General features: G+C 39.7%; 11 protein-coding genes and 1 pseudogene. All 12 read right to left on the bottom strand.

Going from position 1 to position 18270, the window contains the following annotated elements; genetic code table 11:
* Positions 1–67: 67 nt before the first annotated feature.
* A complete protein-coding gene (glmS, locus tag HFK82_RS02830; protein WP_168260727.1) occupies positions 68–1882 on the bottom strand; it encodes a glutamine--fructose-6-phosphate transaminase (isomerizing) in 1815 nt (604 codons plus the stop codon).
* A gap of 219 nt (positions 1883–2101) precedes the next feature.
* Entirely contained in the window at positions 2102–2659 is a 558-nt protein-coding gene (lepB, locus tag HFK82_RS02825) for a signal peptidase I (RefSeq protein WP_168260726.1), read from the bottom strand.
* 1341 nt (positions 2660–4000) lie between these two features.
* The gene (locus HFK82_RS08745; protein WP_206151190.1) at positions 4001–4846 is read right to left on the bottom strand and encodes an SLC5/6 family protein; all 846 of its coding nucleotides are present in this window, start codon (positions 4844–4846) and stop codon (positions 4001–4003) included.
* A gap of 3 nt (positions 4847–4849) precedes the next feature.
* Entirely contained in the window at positions 4850–5389 is a 540-nt protein-coding gene (locus HFK82_RS02815) for a Panacea domain-containing protein (RefSeq protein ID WP_168260725.1), read from the bottom strand.
* Positions 5390–5996: 607 nt separating this feature from the next.
* Positions 5997–6582 (bottom strand): annotated as a pseudogene (locus tag HFK82_RS02810) (GH25 family lysozyme); the annotation flags it as partial.
* Positions 6569–6823 carry a phage holin gene (locus HFK82_RS02805; RefSeq protein ID WP_168260723.1) on the bottom strand — a complete coding sequence of 85 codons (255 nt, stop codon included), beginning with the start codon at positions 6821–6823 and terminating at the stop codon, positions 6569–6571. The pseudogene HFK82_RS02810 and the gene HFK82_RS02805, both read right to left, overlap by 14 nt.
* Positions 6820–7095 carry a DUF7365 family protein gene (locus tag HFK82_RS02800; protein WP_168260722.1) on the bottom strand — a complete coding sequence of 92 codons (276 nt, stop codon included), beginning with the start codon at positions 7093–7095 and terminating at the stop codon, positions 6820–6822. Before HFK82_RS02800 ends, HFK82_RS02805 begins: the two co-directional genes overlap by 4 nt.
* Before the next feature lie 20 nt (positions 7096–7115).
* The gene (locus tag HFK82_RS02795; protein ID WP_168260721.1) at positions 7116–7367 is read right to left on the bottom strand and encodes a hypothetical protein; all 252 of its coding nucleotides are present in this window, start codon (positions 7365–7367) and stop codon (positions 7116–7118) included.
* Positions 7368–7381: 14 nt separating this feature from the next.
* Positions 7382–7540, bottom strand: coding sequence for a hypothetical protein (locus HFK82_RS02790; protein WP_168260720.1), 159 nt, complete (start codon positions 7538–7540; stop codon positions 7382–7384).
* A gap of 1 nt (position 7541) precedes the next feature.
* Positions 7542–12671, bottom strand: coding sequence for a hypothetical protein (locus tag HFK82_RS08740; protein WP_206151189.1), 5130 nt, complete (start codon positions 12669–12671; stop codon positions 7542–7544).
* Positions 12668–14173, bottom strand: a complete 1506-nt coding sequence (locus tag HFK82_RS02780) for a distal tail protein Dit (RefSeq protein WP_336497890.1) — start codon at positions 14171–14173, stop codon at positions 12668–12670. Before HFK82_RS02780 ends, HFK82_RS08740 begins: the two co-directional genes overlap by 4 nt.
* A complete protein-coding gene (locus HFK82_RS02775) occupies positions 14167–18264 on the bottom strand; it encodes a phage tail tape measure protein (protein ID WP_168260719.1) in 4098 nt (1365 codons plus the stop codon). The genes HFK82_RS02780 and HFK82_RS02775 overlap by 7 nt, the downstream gene beginning before the upstream one ends.
* Positions 18265–18270 lie beyond the last annotated feature (6 nt).

Below are 18270 nucleotides of genomic sequence, written 5' to 3'. Positions count from 1 at the left end.
ATTTTTGTGACAAAAAAAGCCTGGACGACAAATCCAGACTTTTTAGGGTTCTATTATTTAAAAACTATTATTCAACCGTTACCGCTTTAGCCAAGTTACGTGGTTTATCAACGTCAAGACCACGTTGTAATGACGCAAAGTAGGCAATCAATTGAGTTGGGATAACCATTGAAATGCTCGTCAAGTAAGGGTGGACGCGGTTAACCACTATATCATCTCCTGGTTTTGATAACCCTTCTTCAACGATAGTCAAGACATTAGCACCGCGGGCAGACACTTCTTGGATATTACCACGCGTATGGCTTGCTACTGCTTCACTTGATGAAATCAAACCAAGAACAGGTGTGCCATCTTCAATCAGAGAAATGGTACCGTGTTTCAATTCACCAGCCGCAAATCCTTCACATTGAATGTATGAGATTTCTTTCAATTTCAAGCTAGCTTCCATAGCAACGTAGTAATCATTGCCACGACCAATGTAAAAGGCGTTGCGAGTATCTTTTAACAAAGCTTCTACTTTTTCTGAAATGCTGTCTTTTTCTGAAAGAGTTGCCTCGATTGATTGTGCCACGATAGACAATTCATGTACCAAGTCAAATTCAAGGGCTTCTTTCTTACCATTTGCTTCTCCGACTGCTTTAGCAAGGAAGGCAAGTGCCGCAATTTGTGCAGTGTATGCTTTTGTAGAAGCAACTGCAATTTCAGGACCAGCATGCAACAACATGGTATAAGTGGCTTCACGTGACAAGGTTGAACCAGGAACGTTTGTCACGGTCAAACTTGGGATACCCATTTGGTTTGCTTTCACTAAAACCTGACGGCTATCTGCTGTTTCACCAGATTGGCTAAGTAGGATAAACATTGGTTTTTTGCTCAACAATGGCATATTATAGCCCCATTCTGACGCAATTCCCAATTCAACTGGTGTATCCGTCAATTTTTCAAGCATAGCTTTTGAAGCAAAACCAGCGTTGTAAGATGTTCCTGCTGCCAAGATATAAATACGGTCACATTCTTGCACGGTTTTAACAATCTCAGGGCCAACCAACATATTGCCTTCGCTGTCGGCATAGGTATTGATTAATTTACGCATAACAGTTGGTTGTTCATCGATTTCTTTAAGCATGTAGTAAGGGTAAGTTCCTTTACCAATGTCAGACAAGTCCAACTCAGCTGTGTAAGATTCGCGTTCGATAAGGTTGCCGTCATAATCTGTTACAGTTACAGAATCTTTTGTCAAAACAACCAATTCTTTATCGTGAATTTCCATGAATTCGCTAGTTTCACGAATCATTGCCATCGCATCTGAGCAGACCATGTTGTAACCATCACCCAAACCAATCAAAAGTGGTGATTTGTTTTTAGCAACGTAGATAGTATCTGGATCCTCAGCATCAATCAAAGCAAAAGCGTATGACCCTTCGATGATGTGCAATGCTTTTTTAAAGGCTTCTAAAACAGACAAACCATCTGTAACAAATTGTCCAATCAAATGAACAGCAATTTCTGTATCGGTTTCACCTTTCAAATGATGTCCGGAAAGGTATTCTTCTTTGATTTGCAAGTAATTTTCAATCACACCATTGTGAACCAAAACAAAACGCCCTGTTTCTGATGTGTGAGGGTGAGCATTTTCTTCAGTCGCATGACCGTGTGTTGCCCAGCGCGTATGACCGATACCAGTGTAGCCAGCCACATCTATCCCGATTTTAGCACGAAGGTCTGCAATACGACCAACTGATTTGATTAAGCATCCTTGATTTACACCGTTTGTCACAAAAATCCCAGCAGAATCGTAACCACGATATTCCAACTTTTCAAGACCTTGCATCAAAATATCTGTTGCATTTTTGTTTCCAACAACACCAACAATACCACACATAACATGTCACCTATTAGCAAGACACCCTTGCTATTTCTTTCTTATTTTTTTAATTGGTATAATCCGATAGTCATCAATAAAAACTAACAAAATCAGTATATAACTTTATATTATTAATGTCAACAATAAAATTGGTATAGTTTATTTAGACCAATAGCAAACGCTTTATTTTTCCTATGATTATTCCTTTTGAAAATACAAAAAAACAGAGTAGCTAAACTACTCTGTTGTCAGAAAACCAAATTGACTTAGCGGCCATAATTTGAAGGTCACAACTCCTCGAATTTGTTTTGCCTTAATCAAGCCAAATTTACGGCTGTCATTAGTGTTTTGACGGTCATCGTTTAGCACCAAATAACTGCCCTTTGGAATTTTAGTTTCTTTGTTATCTGTCAATGTTTCAATCGAAAAATCTGACGTAAAAGGCATTTGGCTATCAGATGAGGCCGTGTATTTTGATTTCATCTGGCTGATATAAGGTTCTTCCTTGGCGACATTATCGATATACAAAATATCATCCATCACCGTCGCAGTCTGACCAGGTGTCGCAATCACACGGCTGATGTAGAAAGTGCCATCTTCTTCATATACCACAAAATCCTTGTACTGCGGCTGCCTATTGCGATTAACCACTACGACATCCCCATTTGACAAATAGGAATTGGCCGCATCGTCATGAACTCTAAATGTTGAAAAAACAAAAACCCTTAATAAAACAAGGACAAAAATAGCAATGAGCGCTATAATAATATTTCGAATAAAATCACGCTTTACCATACCTACTCCTATTCTTCTAATTATTATACCATGTTTAAAGGTATAAAAAAAGTAGGCATGAGACTAAAAAAGTATTTTTTAATCGCTTCCAAAAAAGATATCTAAATAAACCAAGTTATCAGTATAATGACTACAGTTATAGCAATCACTATCCAAGTTAGCGTTCTTACTTGTTTCTCACTCATCTTTTACTCATTTACTGTTAGTTTTTCATCAAATCCAAAGCATTTGCATTTAAAACTTTATTTCTTTGTGTCTAATCTTTAACTAGGCTTTTTTTCGATCAAAACTTCTTAAAATTTATATATAAGACTACTGTCCAAGCCTTATAAGTTCAACTTTTATTTATGTTTTCCTTTAAATAATAAGTCAAGGTTTTTCGTACAGAAAACATAACAATCCAAACGATAAGTAAAATTCTAAAAGTTGTATCCATCTTTTTTCTCTTATTGTTAAGTTTCCTCTAGCTCTCATCGCCATTATATTAAAGATAATAACAAGTTTTGTCCTTAATTTTCTTTAGTATATAAAAATATTGAAAATTTCTGACTTACATGTTTATTTTGCTATGATACCGCCATAAAAATCTATATCTACTCTACAAACAGAATAAAGTCAAAGTTATTGATGTAATAGATGAATTACCTTGCCCAAAAATGCCCCAAAACATAAAAAAAGCTCTATCACACAGGCTAGAAAGCTTGATATGATAGGCTTTTTTATTAATTAATTATTTTACAGTGCGGGAAGTGTAACTTCATTTTTGATACATATATAATAGTAGAAAACATTGAAAAATAAGCATTTATAAAACTGAAACCATTCTTCTTTTTAAAGGTAAAAATACAAAAGTTTTAAACTTATGCCCCTTTTGTGCCCCTTGGTAGCTTAAAAATATCATTTTATTACTCTTTTACCTTTTATTAATATACGATTATTAATATATATTATACAGAGTCGTTATAACCTCAATTTGCTGATAAGTCCGTTATAACGGAAATAAAAAACACCCGAAAAAAATCGGGTGTAACTTGTAAGATAAAAAAGTACCTAGATAAGGGATACTTATAGTATAACATAATTTATTAGATAAGCTCAAGAGCATATTTTTTTTATTTTTGTGGTTATAACGACAATAAAAAAGGACTAGCTCACGCTAGTCCTGCAAATAAGTCCTGCTGTATTTAGTTTAACGTGTACTCGCCAGCCCACACATTGCCTATCTAGTAAGACCTTTACACTCTTACAGCAGCTATTATACCATAAACGTGTATGACTGCCAATTTTGTTGACGTCAACATAATTTAAAAAAACCTAGCTTACGCTAGGGAAAAATATATTTTAAATTTTAGGAAAATATATTATCATAACTAAACCAGATAAAAACAGAAGTGACATAGTTAAGATTATTATACAGTAAAATTTATGTCTTTTAACAGCATGCCATAAACTTTTACACGAATTAGTTTTACACTTACACACTTGTCTAGTTATAGGTTTATCTATTATTTTTGAAACCCATAATAATAGTGAATAAATAATTGTAAAAATTGTTCCCATCAAAAACGAAGACATCAAGAAGACTTTTCCTAATGAAACATTTTCTTGACTTAAACTTCTAAGAATTTCTGATAAGGCACTGAAACCACCAAACATTACAAAAACAAAACTGGAAAAAACACCCAGAATGGCTATGAAGTCAGTATATATAGATGATTTTGTATTATCAATTTTCTCAATAAGATTCTGTGAATCCTTAATTTTTGATTGAACATTTTCTGTTTTAGATTCTAACAAACCAATATGCTCTTCTAATTCGTGTGATCTAACATTAATGTTCTGTAATATATATTCTTTCTGGACTTGCGCTAAATTATAGTGACGGTTTATCTTATTTAGATTTTTCTTAAAGGTATCATTAGAATCTCCCTTATATTTTCCTACTAGTAATTTGATATTATTATTCAACCATTCGTTATCTTCTGTGCTATTCTCTTCAGCATTGCTAAAAACGAAATCAGTAATAAATTCATAAGGAATTTCCATTCTTTTTTCTAAAGTTGAAAAAATTAATTTCAAAACTACCTGATTGCTGCTGTCTTCAATCATAGATGGTTCAATCTTCTGACTGATAACAAGATATATCACTTGCTCATCTACCGCTAAGTTTTCAAGATCTACTGTCACTATTTATCCCTCATTCCAAAGTTGATATTCTCTGTGGATTTCAAAAAAATCTTTAATTTCTTTGTCGGAATATTTTATACCTTTTTCGCCATTCCTTATTCTTTCTTCATCTTTTTTCCAAATGTTTTGTTCGTGAGTTTTCTCAACTAGTTCAAATGGAGTAAAGTCTTTTAGAGAATCAACAGTAGATTGTATCAACTCTTTATGTTGGATATCGTTTGAATCGTAATATTCTGTTGATATTTTAAATTTATTGTTTTCAAAAGGATTTCTTCCGAAATCAATAGTATGTTTTTCTCTTACGATATCCGACTTTGGAATATTAAATGCACCAAATCCTTTATATTCATGGTAAACTTGAGGTACCACTGGACCAAATTTCCATTTTTCAAAACTTTCTTCAAAAATTGGTTCATCATTTTCCAACAGACATCTTGCGTTTATAAAATAAAGTAGTTTTTGTAATTTTAAATTATTTATTTCATAATTTTTTTCGTTAGAATACTCTATAATGTAATTCGCAACAAATAGTGCTGGTACCATAATATTTCTCCTTATATAAGTTTCAAAGAAAAGAGTACAAAAATAACACAAGTATTACATCTGTCACCTGTGCTTCAACTTCATTGTACATTATTCAAAATAATTATTCAATCACTTTTTTTCGGATTTGTCAAATTAATTTTTCTTGACATACGCAAAAAAACTCCCCCGCAAAAAGCGAGGGCATCCAAAAGATTACGATAAAAACATGAAAACACTTGCTAGCAGAATACGCAAACTGTTAGCTTACTTATATTATACCAAAAAAAAGCCGCCCAGATACAAATCTGAGCGGTGCTGTAATGTTATTTATTTTTAATGGTATTAGCCACGTTTTCAAGTGCAACTTTGAGCACTTCATTGCGTTTATCATCATCTAGTTTCTGTGAATTGATCAAGCGGTCAAAATCACCATCGTCTAACACTAGATGTTTACAACCTGCTTCTTGCAAAGCTACCACTGTACCGATATCTCCGATACCAAAGATGGCACCATTGACACAACCTACATAACCTTGTTTACCTGTTTTAGAACGCATTACAAAATTTAACATATCTTCTTCCTCCTCCGAAATTTCTTCTTGTTTTTCTGATGACGCTGTTTGCTCGTCATCTAGCAATACAACATTTTTGTCAAGCCCGCCAGCAATACCCGTTGATGTAAACTGCCACCAGCGAATGCCATCCATGCTTGGAAAGATATCCCAAACGGGGTCGGGGGTCACATTATAGTTAGGATAAGCAGCAATCCACAGACTGTTTGGGTATTTTGCTAGGATTTGATGATAATCAACATTTGCCAGCGTATAAGGCTTGTAGCTATAATAGATTGGCTTGTAACCAGCTTGTGCGCATTTGTCCATGAACGCCAAAATGGCGTCTGTATTGGCTTGTTTTGACGTGCTAGCGCCGTCCTCATAGTCACATACGAGGTATGAGACTTTAGCAGGGATATTGGCCAAAAAATAGTTCGCTTCTGCTATTGCTTGACTGACATTGCCACCGAAACGGGCAAAGTGGTAGTATCCTACAGGTTCGCTGGTTTCCGTCTGTTTAAAACGATTGGGCGAAAGATAACCTGTTCCCTCGCTCACTTTAATAATCGTCTTGCGTGTGCCTGCAGCTTGGCAAATAGCTGTTAAGTCTGCCGACTGATAAGACGACACGTCAATAAAATAGTCATTCTTCTTCATTAGCTTCACCTAATCCTTTTTTAGGTTCTGTATACGTTAGTGCCTCTGCACTATCACCAACACCTGCTGTTGTTGGGTCATTGACCACTCCCAGCAATACAAGCAAAGTCAAAACAGTATTGACCACGTCCTCGATGTTATCTGGTAGTTTAAAACCTAGTTGTTGAATCAGCAAAATAACGGTACTGGCAATCGCTAACAATGTAGCTTTGTTTTTGAAACGTAGTTTCCAGTTAATCATGATAGCTCCTCCAGTTTATTATCAATCTTGTCTACTTTTTCTGACAAATTTTTAATCTGTTCTGTCATTTGAATAAGCACTTGCATTTGCAAGTCATGATTATCCAATCTAGCTTTGATTTCTGTTAGTTTTTTATCTTGTTGTTTACTATTCTCTTCAAGAATCGTTAAGCGTTTTTCTGTTGAGGTCATACGATTTTGAAAAAACGTGAAGATTCCTAAAAAAGAAACAACACAAGACAAGATAACGCTAACTGTCTCTGGCTTCCACATAGCAATCACACTCTCTAAGCCTATTTGGCGGTATCTTCTTTAGTCAACTCTGCCAAAATAGCATCTTCAACCTCATAGCGTTTATTGCGAAAAGCTTCCTCTTGTTTGCGCATTTCGGCACGGTTTTGTGTGTAAAGATTAGCGTCATAGATTGATTCACTAATGCTTGATATGCCTTGCCCGTTGATATCCACAACGTATTGTTTAACAAGTGCATCTTCTACTTTTAAGTTACCTACTAAGCGAGTTGTTTTGATAGTTTCTAAAGCCATAATAATTCTCCTTTTTAATTTTGCGGTGCAGTTGCTTCATCAAGTTGTTGCTGAAGTTCTGCGTTTTGTTTGGTTAAATAATCAACTTGCGCTTTGAGCGTTGCTTTATCCAATGTTAGCTGAGCAATCTCTAAAGCGAGGTTTGATTGTATGCTTTCGTTTAAATGTTCCATATTACGTTCCTGAAATTTTGTTTAATTCTGATTTGATTGCGTTTAGTGCATCGCTTGATATACCTCCGTTAACGATGTGACCAAAACAAGCTTTGAGTACGTTAATTGTAGCCCGCATCCAGTAGCCTGAGCCGTCACCATTGTCCAAACGAAGGTCGCCAACTACGATGTTGGACTGACGATAGCTGACCCCGTAAGGTTTCAAAACTACGTTACCTTTGTAACTAGTGTCAGGGGCATAGGTTTCCATTTTCCACCCTGCGGCAGACACGCCTGTCAGTGCGTCGGTTTCATATGAGTGAGTAAAGTAAATGTTATCCCCGATGGCTCGCAAGGTATCCGCTTTATCGTGGGCATTAGACGCTACGCCGTTGATGGTTTCAGCGACTATACCAGTAAATCCACCTTGGTCCCACTTGCCATCGTCAAGCGTACTTTCCCGACGGTCACCACCTAAAATTACACGAGATAAGACCTTGCTGCTACCGTTTACGGTTATGGCCGTGTTGGTAAATTTCAAGCCCATCGTACTTGCACCACTCTGCACACGAAAGACACCCGTATTATTGTTATTGTAGAATAGCTTACCAGTGTCTAGCTCGAAGTTTGTAGCATTGGATAGTGATTGGAGTTTACCACCCTTGATAATGTTAGCGGTTAAGCCATTTGTCACAATTTTAGAGGCATCGATGGAGTTTGAAGCTATCTTGTCGCTCGTGATGGCGCTTGCCTCAATATTGATAGATTTAATAGCGCCAGCCTTAATCTGCTCACTAGTTAGCGTGCCACTAGCAATCTGACTGGCGGAAATGCTACCAGCTTTTATTTTAGCAGCGTCTAGAGTGCCAGCGGTAATCCTGTCGCCGTTGATACTGTTAGCGCTCATTTTGTCTGTGGTGACTGCACCAGCCTTGATAGCGTCAGCAGTCACGGCGTTACTTGAAATCACATCGGCAGTAATAATTTTACCATTAAGGTGTGATGTATTGATTTGTTTGCTAGCAATCTTATCACTGGTAATTGCTCCGCTAACAATCATGTTCCCTTTGACGTTAATTTTGTCAGAAAATAAGTTGATAGCGTTTTGGTTAACAGCAAAATAAGACCCAATCGCATTGGCAACGTCAGTTGTTGACTTGCCAGCTTTCATGACAATACCGTCTGCGTTAATAGTCAAACTAGAACTCTTAACCGTTGAATTATCCAACGAAGACACGCTGGCTTTGATTGCATCAGTCGTCTGTTTGAATTCAGACTGCACTGTGGCTAGCTTGCTGTCGTAGTCTTCGGGAGCAGGTGACCAGTCAGATGGAACTACACCTTCTTCAAGTTTGATGTTTTTAATAATTAGCCAATTCCCGTTGGCGGTTGGCATACCTTGTAAGTAAACAACTTGTCCTACCAAATCTGACAAAGTCTCTTTACTAGTCAAAACACAAGAGACTTTTGTCCATTGATTGGCTGTGGCTTTATTCATTATCGCGCTATCGGTGAGTGGTCCTCTTCCATCTCCAATCACCAATGACGCTGTGAAGGTTACGTCCTGACTCGGATAAACATCAAACGAAAGTGTATATTTTGTATTTGGTTCAATAAGATTGCGACGTAAACCACTATATGAAATGTAGCTCCACGATGCCGAACTATCAGACGTGCGTGTTAATTTAACCGCATTAACGCCATCAACGTCATAATTTTCTGCAGTCCCTCCACCGCTCGAAATAGACCATGACCAATTCGTCTTACCTTGGTTGGTTTTAACAAGTAAATTTCGTCCGCCAACGCTTTTCGGTATCTTCCCCTCAACTGAGCTGACTGCACTTGTAATCTGACCAGGCACTGCTTCAACTTTTGTCTGCAAACTGCTAATATTGCCATTCGCTGTTTGTAGATTGCTTTGCAAGTTAGCCACAGCTCTATCATTGCTAGCTTGGTAATTAGCAAGATTGGTTTTAGTAGCATTAGCGGTCGAAGTGGTTGCTGATAGTTCGTTGCGAATGCCCGTGACATCACTAGTATATGTTGACTTAGCAACGTAGTCCTTAGCAATCGCTGTACGTTCAGCAGTCAATTGACGAGCCGTTTCAGTCTTAGCGCTCTCGAAGTATTGATTAGCTCGTGTGGTTTCCCCATCTTTGTATGTTTCAAGCGATTCAATACGTGTTTTGAATCCTGCTGCTGTTTGCTCAGCAGTGGTCTTGTTCTGCTGCACTGTTCCGTCCAGATTTTGGACGGTCGTTTGCAAGCTTGCGTAGTTTTGATCTGCATTCTGTTTGTACTCAGCTACTTTTTGCTCGATGTCGGATTCGTTCGGGCTGTAATCAGTTGCAACATTGCCGTGCTCTAGCTTATAGCCACCAAAAAACAAATATGCATCAGTATTATAACGTTCTAATCGTGGCATCATCCAGCCACCATGAGTGATTTTGATTTTAATGGCGATACGTTTATATGTATCTGACAAATCAAAACTTATAGCATCTCTACCGTCGGCATTCTCAAAACTTACAATACCTCCTGCCTGAGGTTGTTTTGAACTGTGATTCAAGTAAAATGAGATTCTATCGGTTTCTGCGCTACTTTTGACGTATGCACTAAATACATATTCTTCACCAGTTTTCGCCTCGAAAAACTGCGAGACTCCACCCCACACATTTTGCTTTTTAAAGATTTTAACACCTTGATAATCTTCAGCATATACTGCAGAGCCGCCATTCAACCAACTTCCACTAAAATCACGACTACCTTTAAATAAGTTAGCTCCGCCAACTGACAAGCTATCAAATCTCGCATTCAAACCATTCAAGCCAGTTTCTAAAGTAGCTGTTTTTTGACTGGTACTGTCAGCTGTCGTCTTAACTTGAGATAGCGTTGTTTTAGTTCCTGCCAAATCATCTTCGACTACTTTAGTACGTGCAGTAACGCTAGTAATGTCTTTTCCGTTTTGAGCTACTGTCTTACTTAATTCACTGACAGTCGTCTTCGTGCCGTTAGCAGTCGTTTCAACAGTCGTCACACGGTTGGTCAATTCCGTTTGGGCATTGGCTTGCGTCTGCAATTGTTGGGCGTGGCTCACCAAGTCTTGTTTGGCTTGCGTAAGCTCTGATTTGGTGCTATCCACCTTGGTATTGACTTCAGCAACCGAGTTGGTAAGGTCTTGCTTAGCTGTGCTTAACTCATTAGCGACTTCGGTCAATTCTTGCTTAGCTGCATCAACTGCTGCTTGGGCATTGTTTGCGACAAGACTTGTCTCAGTTAAGTTGTTTTTAACGTTAACCAAGTCCGCCTTGATTTCGCCAGCTGCTGCATTGGCAAGCTCTGCAACCTTGGCTGTTTCTTGGTTAATCGTATCAGCATATTCTTTGGCATTGCTTTCCGCTTGCGTTTTGGCTGTTTCAATCTGCGTTTCGATTTCCGCTTTTGAGTTAGCCAATTCCTCGGCAATTTTGTTTTCAAATTCTTCACGGTTTGGTACGTCTTTTAGGTCTTCGGCGATTTCAGCGCGAAAGGCATCGACGTCAAAGTTTGCACCAACAGCGGCTGGTTTCGTCGTGGTAACTGTGCCGTCTGTATAAGTGATTTCATCATATGCCCATAAATACTTGCCGTCTTCTGTCGGTGCTGGTGGTTTATCAGACCATTCTGCTCCTTCGATTGTCACGCCGTCCGATTGGTCACTTGATGTGAAATAGCGGTCGATAGATTCAACACCTACACCGTCATCGCTGTTTGAAAAGGTCATGTAGTCGCGTACAACTTCATTGCCATTAACGTAAGCAATGACCGTGACAGCCATTGTGTTCGTGACCTGTTCAGCCTTAACCGTTAGTTTGTCACCAGTTCCAACAACCTTATTATCAACGACCCACTTCCATGTTGCCGCTATGTCTTTGCTGTATTTCTCAAGACGTGCGGTGATTGTGCTTGACCCCTCACCATTTTTAAAAATATAACCGTTGTTGGTTGATAGGCGGATAATGTAAGGGGCTGCGTCTTCTGCGAGTGCTTCAACCTGTTTTAATAAGATGTCTGCAATCTGACTGTATTTGCGTTCAAAGTTGATAAACGTTGATTTTGTCACTTTGCCTGTCAAGATGTCATCTTCAAGTTCAGACACCCGAGCTTGTACATAAAGTGCTGGTTCAAAATGAATATCATCAATCAATGTTTGCGTGTCGCCAATACCAGCTTCTATAGCACCTTCGACTTCGTAGGTGATTTCTGGTAAAGACTTCTTTTGGATTTCTCCATACATATAGCCCCAGAGTGCTTCTTTGGTCTCGTACTGTGTTTCACCCAAATCTTCAACAATCCAGTTGTCATTTGAGCCTTTGCCGACAGATGGAAAGCGGTCACGAGATTGTGGCGCATAGACTGTCATACCACTTGAGTAATAGAGTAGCTCTTTATTGTTGTCGTAAATTTTTTTATTAAGACCGTCAATGGTTAAACCGTCTTTACCAGTAGCGCGTACTGCTGTTCTTAACTCTTTAATATTATCGCTGTAGTTGATGACTTTAAGCTCTTTGCCAACTCTTACAGGCTGACTGACCTTATTTGTGCCAAGATTACCTTTTTTGTAAATATTCAGTACTTGACGTTTAAGTGAGTAATCGTCATTGAGTTCTACGTTAAAGTCAAGTTCAGCGCCAAAGCTGTTCGCGACAGAAAAAAGACGTGCCAGAATCGTGTCTGTTCCCGTCCATTCCAATTTGATTCGTTTGTCAGATACTTCATTAACGCCGATTGTTAAAGCGTGTTCTGGGTCGTAATAAGCCACATATTCAGCAATTGACATAGCATTCGCTGGTTTATGTTCGCCACGAGTTTCATTATTCAATTCAAGACCAAGCGAATAAGCTGTCAATTCAACTTCGAAACCTTTCTTCTCGAAGCTCATGACATTAAGCCAGTAATCACGATTTTTATAACGAAAAGCAAGCTTACAGCCAGAACGAATGGTGTCAATGTCTTTTGAATTGTACTTAATCGTTAAAATACTTGCCGAGCCAGCCAAGAAACGTTGCAAATTGGCACTCTTATATTTGATTCCTGCCTGATTATCAAAAAAAGCCACGTTATGGCTGTCTGTTGAATCACGAATCGCAATACGTACATTATTTTTTGTCAAATGTAAACCTCCTGTATTGTCGCTGTGGCAGAAGTAATTTCCGCAAAGCTAGAAAGTATTAACTGCACCTTTGTTTTTCCGGGTGGCACTTTAAAATAAGTTGTTCCTAAAATTTCGTCGTCTGGACGAATTTGATTATTGACTTTGATTTGTCCTTTTTCACCATCAATAGCAATCGTTGAACCGTTTGGATAGCGATTAGGGACATCTTTCCAATAATCAACATGCAATTGATAGAAACTAAAATCATTTAGATAATGGTGTGTGACCTTTCTGTCTGTCGTATTTCGTCCTGCGTACTGTCCGACAAAGAATTGAATTTTCTTCGCTTTGACATTTGCCAAGCGAGAATCATAATACGGATAATAGCCACCATACCAGAAGAACTGCACACGGTCTTTCTCTTTGACTAAATCAAACATATTCGAGTACGTATCACGTCCCTCTGAACCGTACGGGTTAGGTGGAAACCAGTACGAAGGTGTAAACGGAATCGTCTTAACCGTACGGCTACCACCCGAACCGTCACCCATTAAGAAGCGAACATTTGCAGTATTACCAACTGTGTCGTCTTTCTCAATTGCCATGCCAGCTATGAGATGATTGTTCTCGTCAAGGACCGTTAAACACCAAGCGCCAGTTTGCCCCATCAGTCCGGTTTCAAACCAAGCTCTAGCCCAAATATACCATTGAGAAATTGGATTGGTTAGTGTGTATTCCTTAACCGCACCATATTGATAAGCGCCAGACGTTCCGCTCGTTTTAAAAGAGCTTGGCAATAAACCAAGACGACCGCCGTAAGAGGTGTCAGCGGTCATTGTGGTTGTAATAATTTTGTTGGTATTCTCGTAGTTAACTGTGCCGTCAGTCCAATTGGCAAAATCACCTTTTTGATTGCTGGTTATCACGACGTTTTTGCGATCGATGTAACCATCCGCTTCGTCAACTTTCCCAAACTGCATAGCGCCGTATTCGCTAACAATGCCAACAAAACCAGATTCTTTCTTGAGCTTAATTTCGTAATTGACATATGCGTCTTCGCTTCCGTCGTTGACGATTTCAGTTTCCCAAATGCCGTCAGAATTCTTAGCAAATCCAAACTCTCGTGCTGCTTTTGAATGTGCTAAGCCGTCTGCGATAATAAAGTTAATCGTACCCTTGCCGTCTCGCCGAGTTAACCTTTCATAATCAATGTTACCGCTAGGAATAGCCTGAAACGTTATGTTTGGTAGACTGCTAAAACGCAACTCTTTAGGCTCGGCAACGTTAAGAATAGCCATCAATTTGTTGTATTCTTGTGTTGTTCCGGCTACATTGTAAAACGGAACTGGAATTTTTTTTACGTTGAAACGTGTGTAATTGAAGTCTGAACCACTTAAAATTTCACTTTCGCTAAACTGTGGGTCGAAATCAGCACCTTGCCACAAATGAAAATCAGACGTGACTGTAATGTATTGTGTTAACTCTTGTCCGTTAAAATATACTCTTTCGATTTTTACCACCCTTTCCCATAGATTGCATTTTTAATGGATTCCTGACGCTCTTGTTCACTAGTTACTGACTTTGCTACAGAGCGTCCAACACGTTCAGTATCCATGTAATTTTCAATAATCACTTGTCTGTCTGCTAAACGCTCAATACTGTGTGTATTTTCGATAATCAAATCAATAATTTTGCCAATCATGCGATGTGTGTCACTACCGCCGTTTTGGATGACAGCTACATCGCTGTTGCCTTGCAAATTACCGATTCTTTGTGCGACATCTGCAACACGAGTATTTTCAAAGCCAATGCCGTTCGCATATCGAGGAAACAGTTGTTTTGTTTTGTTGGCAGGTAGGACTTTCGAACCTCGAGGCAACGGCAACATAACGTTACGGTCTTTCGGAATGAAGCTAGTTCCGTCAGGCAAAGTAATTAACTCTCGATAAGTACCGCCCTTTTGGTCATTGACGAGCGCTAAGCCACCTGGGTGGAAGTTCGTACCTTTTTCATTTTTAGTGTGGTTCGTCCTGATATTAACGACTTTATCGTGCAGAGTCTCCAACCATCCTTTGATTCCGGAAATCACGCTAGAAGCGCGGTCTACCGCAGTGATGTGCACTGTTTTGCCCTTAACGCTATTGATGTTCCCTTTGGCGCTTGATGTTGCTCCACCAGTCAAATCAGACGCTAAGATGCCAGGAACTGATTTCTGATTAACGTTGTTGATTTTACCTTGTGCAGAACCCGTAGCCCCACCTGTTAAATCGGATGCTAAGATTCCAGGAATAGATTTCTGATTAACGTCATTGATTTTGCCTTGGGCAGACGCTGTGCTGCCGCCTGTGTTATCAGTGGCTGTCAAATTAGTGTTTTTGTCATCAGGTACAGTCAAAAGCATGTTGATTGCTGCGCTGACTGCGTCAGACGTTTGGTTGTGCGCTATCAAATCTTTTTGATCTGGTGTTGCATTATTCCACTTGTCAAGCATTTCTTTAGCTGTTCCTGCGTTCGAAGTGAATTTTTCATTTTCACACAAAAGTTCTTTAACGTTTGTCGGCATACCGTTCCAAATATCGAGCTGGTCTTTAGATTGGTAAATAGCTAACAAACCTTTGTCGTTTTGAAACAACAATTCTTTTTGCTCAGGTGTCGTATTGTCCCATTCGCCTAATTTTTGCAAAGCGTCTGCAACTTCTACGCGAGCGTTGGAATTTATATTGGCATTCTTGAGAATGAATTCCATGTTGTTCCAACCGTTTTCAGCAGTCAAAGCTTTTGCTACTTCTTGCACTGCATTCGTTTTAAGTTCACCAGTTAACAAATCGAGCGTCAAAGAATTCCATTCGTCGGTAGCGGTTCTTGCATCTGATGACATATCGGCAGCATATGTACCAATCATCGATGTATTTTGACCTATTTTATTAGCAGACTCCAAAGCTTGGTTCGACAAATCTTCAAAGCTCATGCCATAATCTGCCAAGACTTTTCGAACCTTTTCAGCGTACACACCAAACTGGCCACTTTGAGCATCTTGTTCTTGTGCTACTTTAATTAGTGCTTTACCGAATTCAGACATCGTCGCATTGTGTTGTGCCTTGAGCGTAGCCATTTTCGTGTTGTATTCCTCTTGATCCATAAGACCGAGTTTTAGTGATTCTTTCAAATCGCTCCGCTGTTGTTTATACGATTTTTGTTCTTCTTTCATCGCAGCTTTCAAAGCCGAAGATTGGTCTTTGAGCTGTGCCATCGTCATGTTTTTAACATCACCGTTAAAGACTCTGAGGATAGCTTTTTCTTTATCTTTACCAAGGCCCAATTCCTGAATACGAGCTTTGCAAAGTTCTCTCATATTGTTTTCAACAATCGTCTTTTCAGTAGCGGTCAATTTGCTGACGTCGCCATTGTGTTTCTCGTAAATTGACGTGATTTGGTCTGCCATCGCTTGCGAATTCGAAACAATCTGGTCTTGTTTAGCTTTCGCTGCGGCTACCTGCTCATCGGTAAAACCGTATTTTTGAGCGAGCTCATCTATTCGAGTTTTGGTGTCACTGGCACCTTGCGTGATTTGTTTCATCATATCTGCCACTGCTGTCTTGACATTATCAGCAGACTGCACTGCGCCGGTTTCAAAGTTAGTCATAGCTATCTTAGTGTTCGTTACTGCAGTTCCGAATTGGTCAAGTGCACCTTTTGTTTCGCCAGAAAGCGTTGTTCCGTATTTTTGAGCCTGTTCAGTAGCATGTTGTTTAGCATTAGCTAATACAACCAAACCACCAGCAAGTGCTGCTGCACCTCCTACAACTAAACCAAGCGGATTTGATAACAGTCCAACGGCACCACCGAAGTTAGATGCGGCACCTACCGCACCACCTGCTGCACTTCCAACACCAGTTAAGCCAGAAGCCATTGGTGCGAGCTTGCCGACAAGTTTTCCAATTCCACTATTGACTGAACCGAAGACTTTAAACATGCTGCCGAGACCAGTTGTTAGTTTTCCTAAAATCGAAAGCGCTGGACCAGCAGCTGCTGAAATGGCTAGCCACTTCATAATGTGCTGTTGCTGAGCTGGACTGAGCTCGTTGAATTTCTTGGCCATGTCAGACAACGTCTGAATGAGTGGTTTAGAAGCCTCGAGACCATTTTTCAATGCATCGACGAACGGACCACCGAAGTCGATAGCCATATCGACCACTTGGTTTTTTAACATTTTAAGCTTTGATTCAGTCGTTTCATAACGTGTGCTTGCTTCGTTAGTAAGCGCCGTATTTTCACTCCACGCTTTGTTCGATAAGTCAACTGCGCCAGTCATCGTGTCTGCGGCAAGTGCTAATGATTTAAGCATGTTAGACTGACGAACACCAGAAAGTTGCATGTCGTCCAACACCATAGTGGCACTCTCGCCTTTTTCGTCAAGTTTCCCAAGACCTCGAATGAAATCTTGGATAGCTTCGATTGGATGATTTTTCCATTTATCAGCGAATTCTTGTGCAGATTCGCCAGCGACTGTAGCAAATTTTTGTAGGTCTTCCCCGCCAGCAGCTACCGCAGATTCGATAGCTGATAGGGTTTGTGTCATTGCAGTTCCCCCAGCTTCTGCTTCAATACCGACAGAAGACATCGCGGTTGCAAGACCTAGAATTTCTTGGTTAGTCAAACCTGCCAATGTTCCAGAAGCCGCTAAACGGTTAGCCATGCTGACAATGTCTGATTCAGTTGTTGCGAAATTGTTACCCAAAGCTACTACCGAACTACCAAATCGTTGGTATTCATCTGATGTTAAACCAGTTATGTTCGCAATCTTAGCAATTGCTGATGCTGCGTCTTCGGCTGACAAGTTAGTTGACTCACCCATATCAATCATTGTTTTCGTGAAACTAACAACGTCTTGTGACTTGATACCTAACTGCCCTGCCGCTTCGGCAACCCCTGCAATTTCTTGGTGACTCGCTGGCAGTTGTGCTGCCAAACCACGGAGACCATTTTCGAGGTCTGCATACGAATAAACAACATTACCAGTCGAATCAACGACTTCATCGTTGGTCTTTTTAACGCCAGCAAAGGCGCTTTCCCAAGACATGGCAGATTTAACGACGGCTCCAACTCCTGCTACAATTGGCGCTGTCACACCAACCGTCATGGCATTCCCAAGCCCTGTCATCTTACCGCCGACGTTTTGAAGCGTGTTACCAAAATTGGTCATTGCCGAGCCCATTCGAGTAAACACACTCATTTCAGTAGCTAAGCCTTGTAAACGTCCTTGTAACTCGCTTACTTTAGCTGCGGTATCCATCATCGCTGTATGTGCGCCAATCAGAGCGTCTTTTTGAGCTGCTGTCGCTGTCGAGAAGTCCCCTATTTCAGACTTCAAAGCATTATATTTTTGAGATTGCTGTACTAGTAATGACTGATAGCCTTTGAGAGCTTGTCCTGTTTCATTATAGACGGCACGTAAACCTTTGATTTTACTCCCTTGACCGCTAATAGATTTTTCAACGGCTTTCAAAGAGCTGTCGATGCCACGCATGTAAGTTTTCAATTGTTTTGTGTTGGTTTGAAACGGCGCTATGTCGAGCGTAGCAGTGGCTACCAATTTACCTATGTTTGTCATTTATCC

It is taken from the genome of Streptococcus alactolyticus, from assembly GCF_012277075.1.
Taxonomy (GTDB): Bacteria; Bacillota; Bacilli; order Lactobacillales; family Streptococcaceae; genus Streptococcus; species Streptococcus alactolyticus.
The sequence above is the reverse complement of the archived record's forward strand: the minus strand, read 5'-3'. Positions and strand labels throughout refer to the sequence as shown.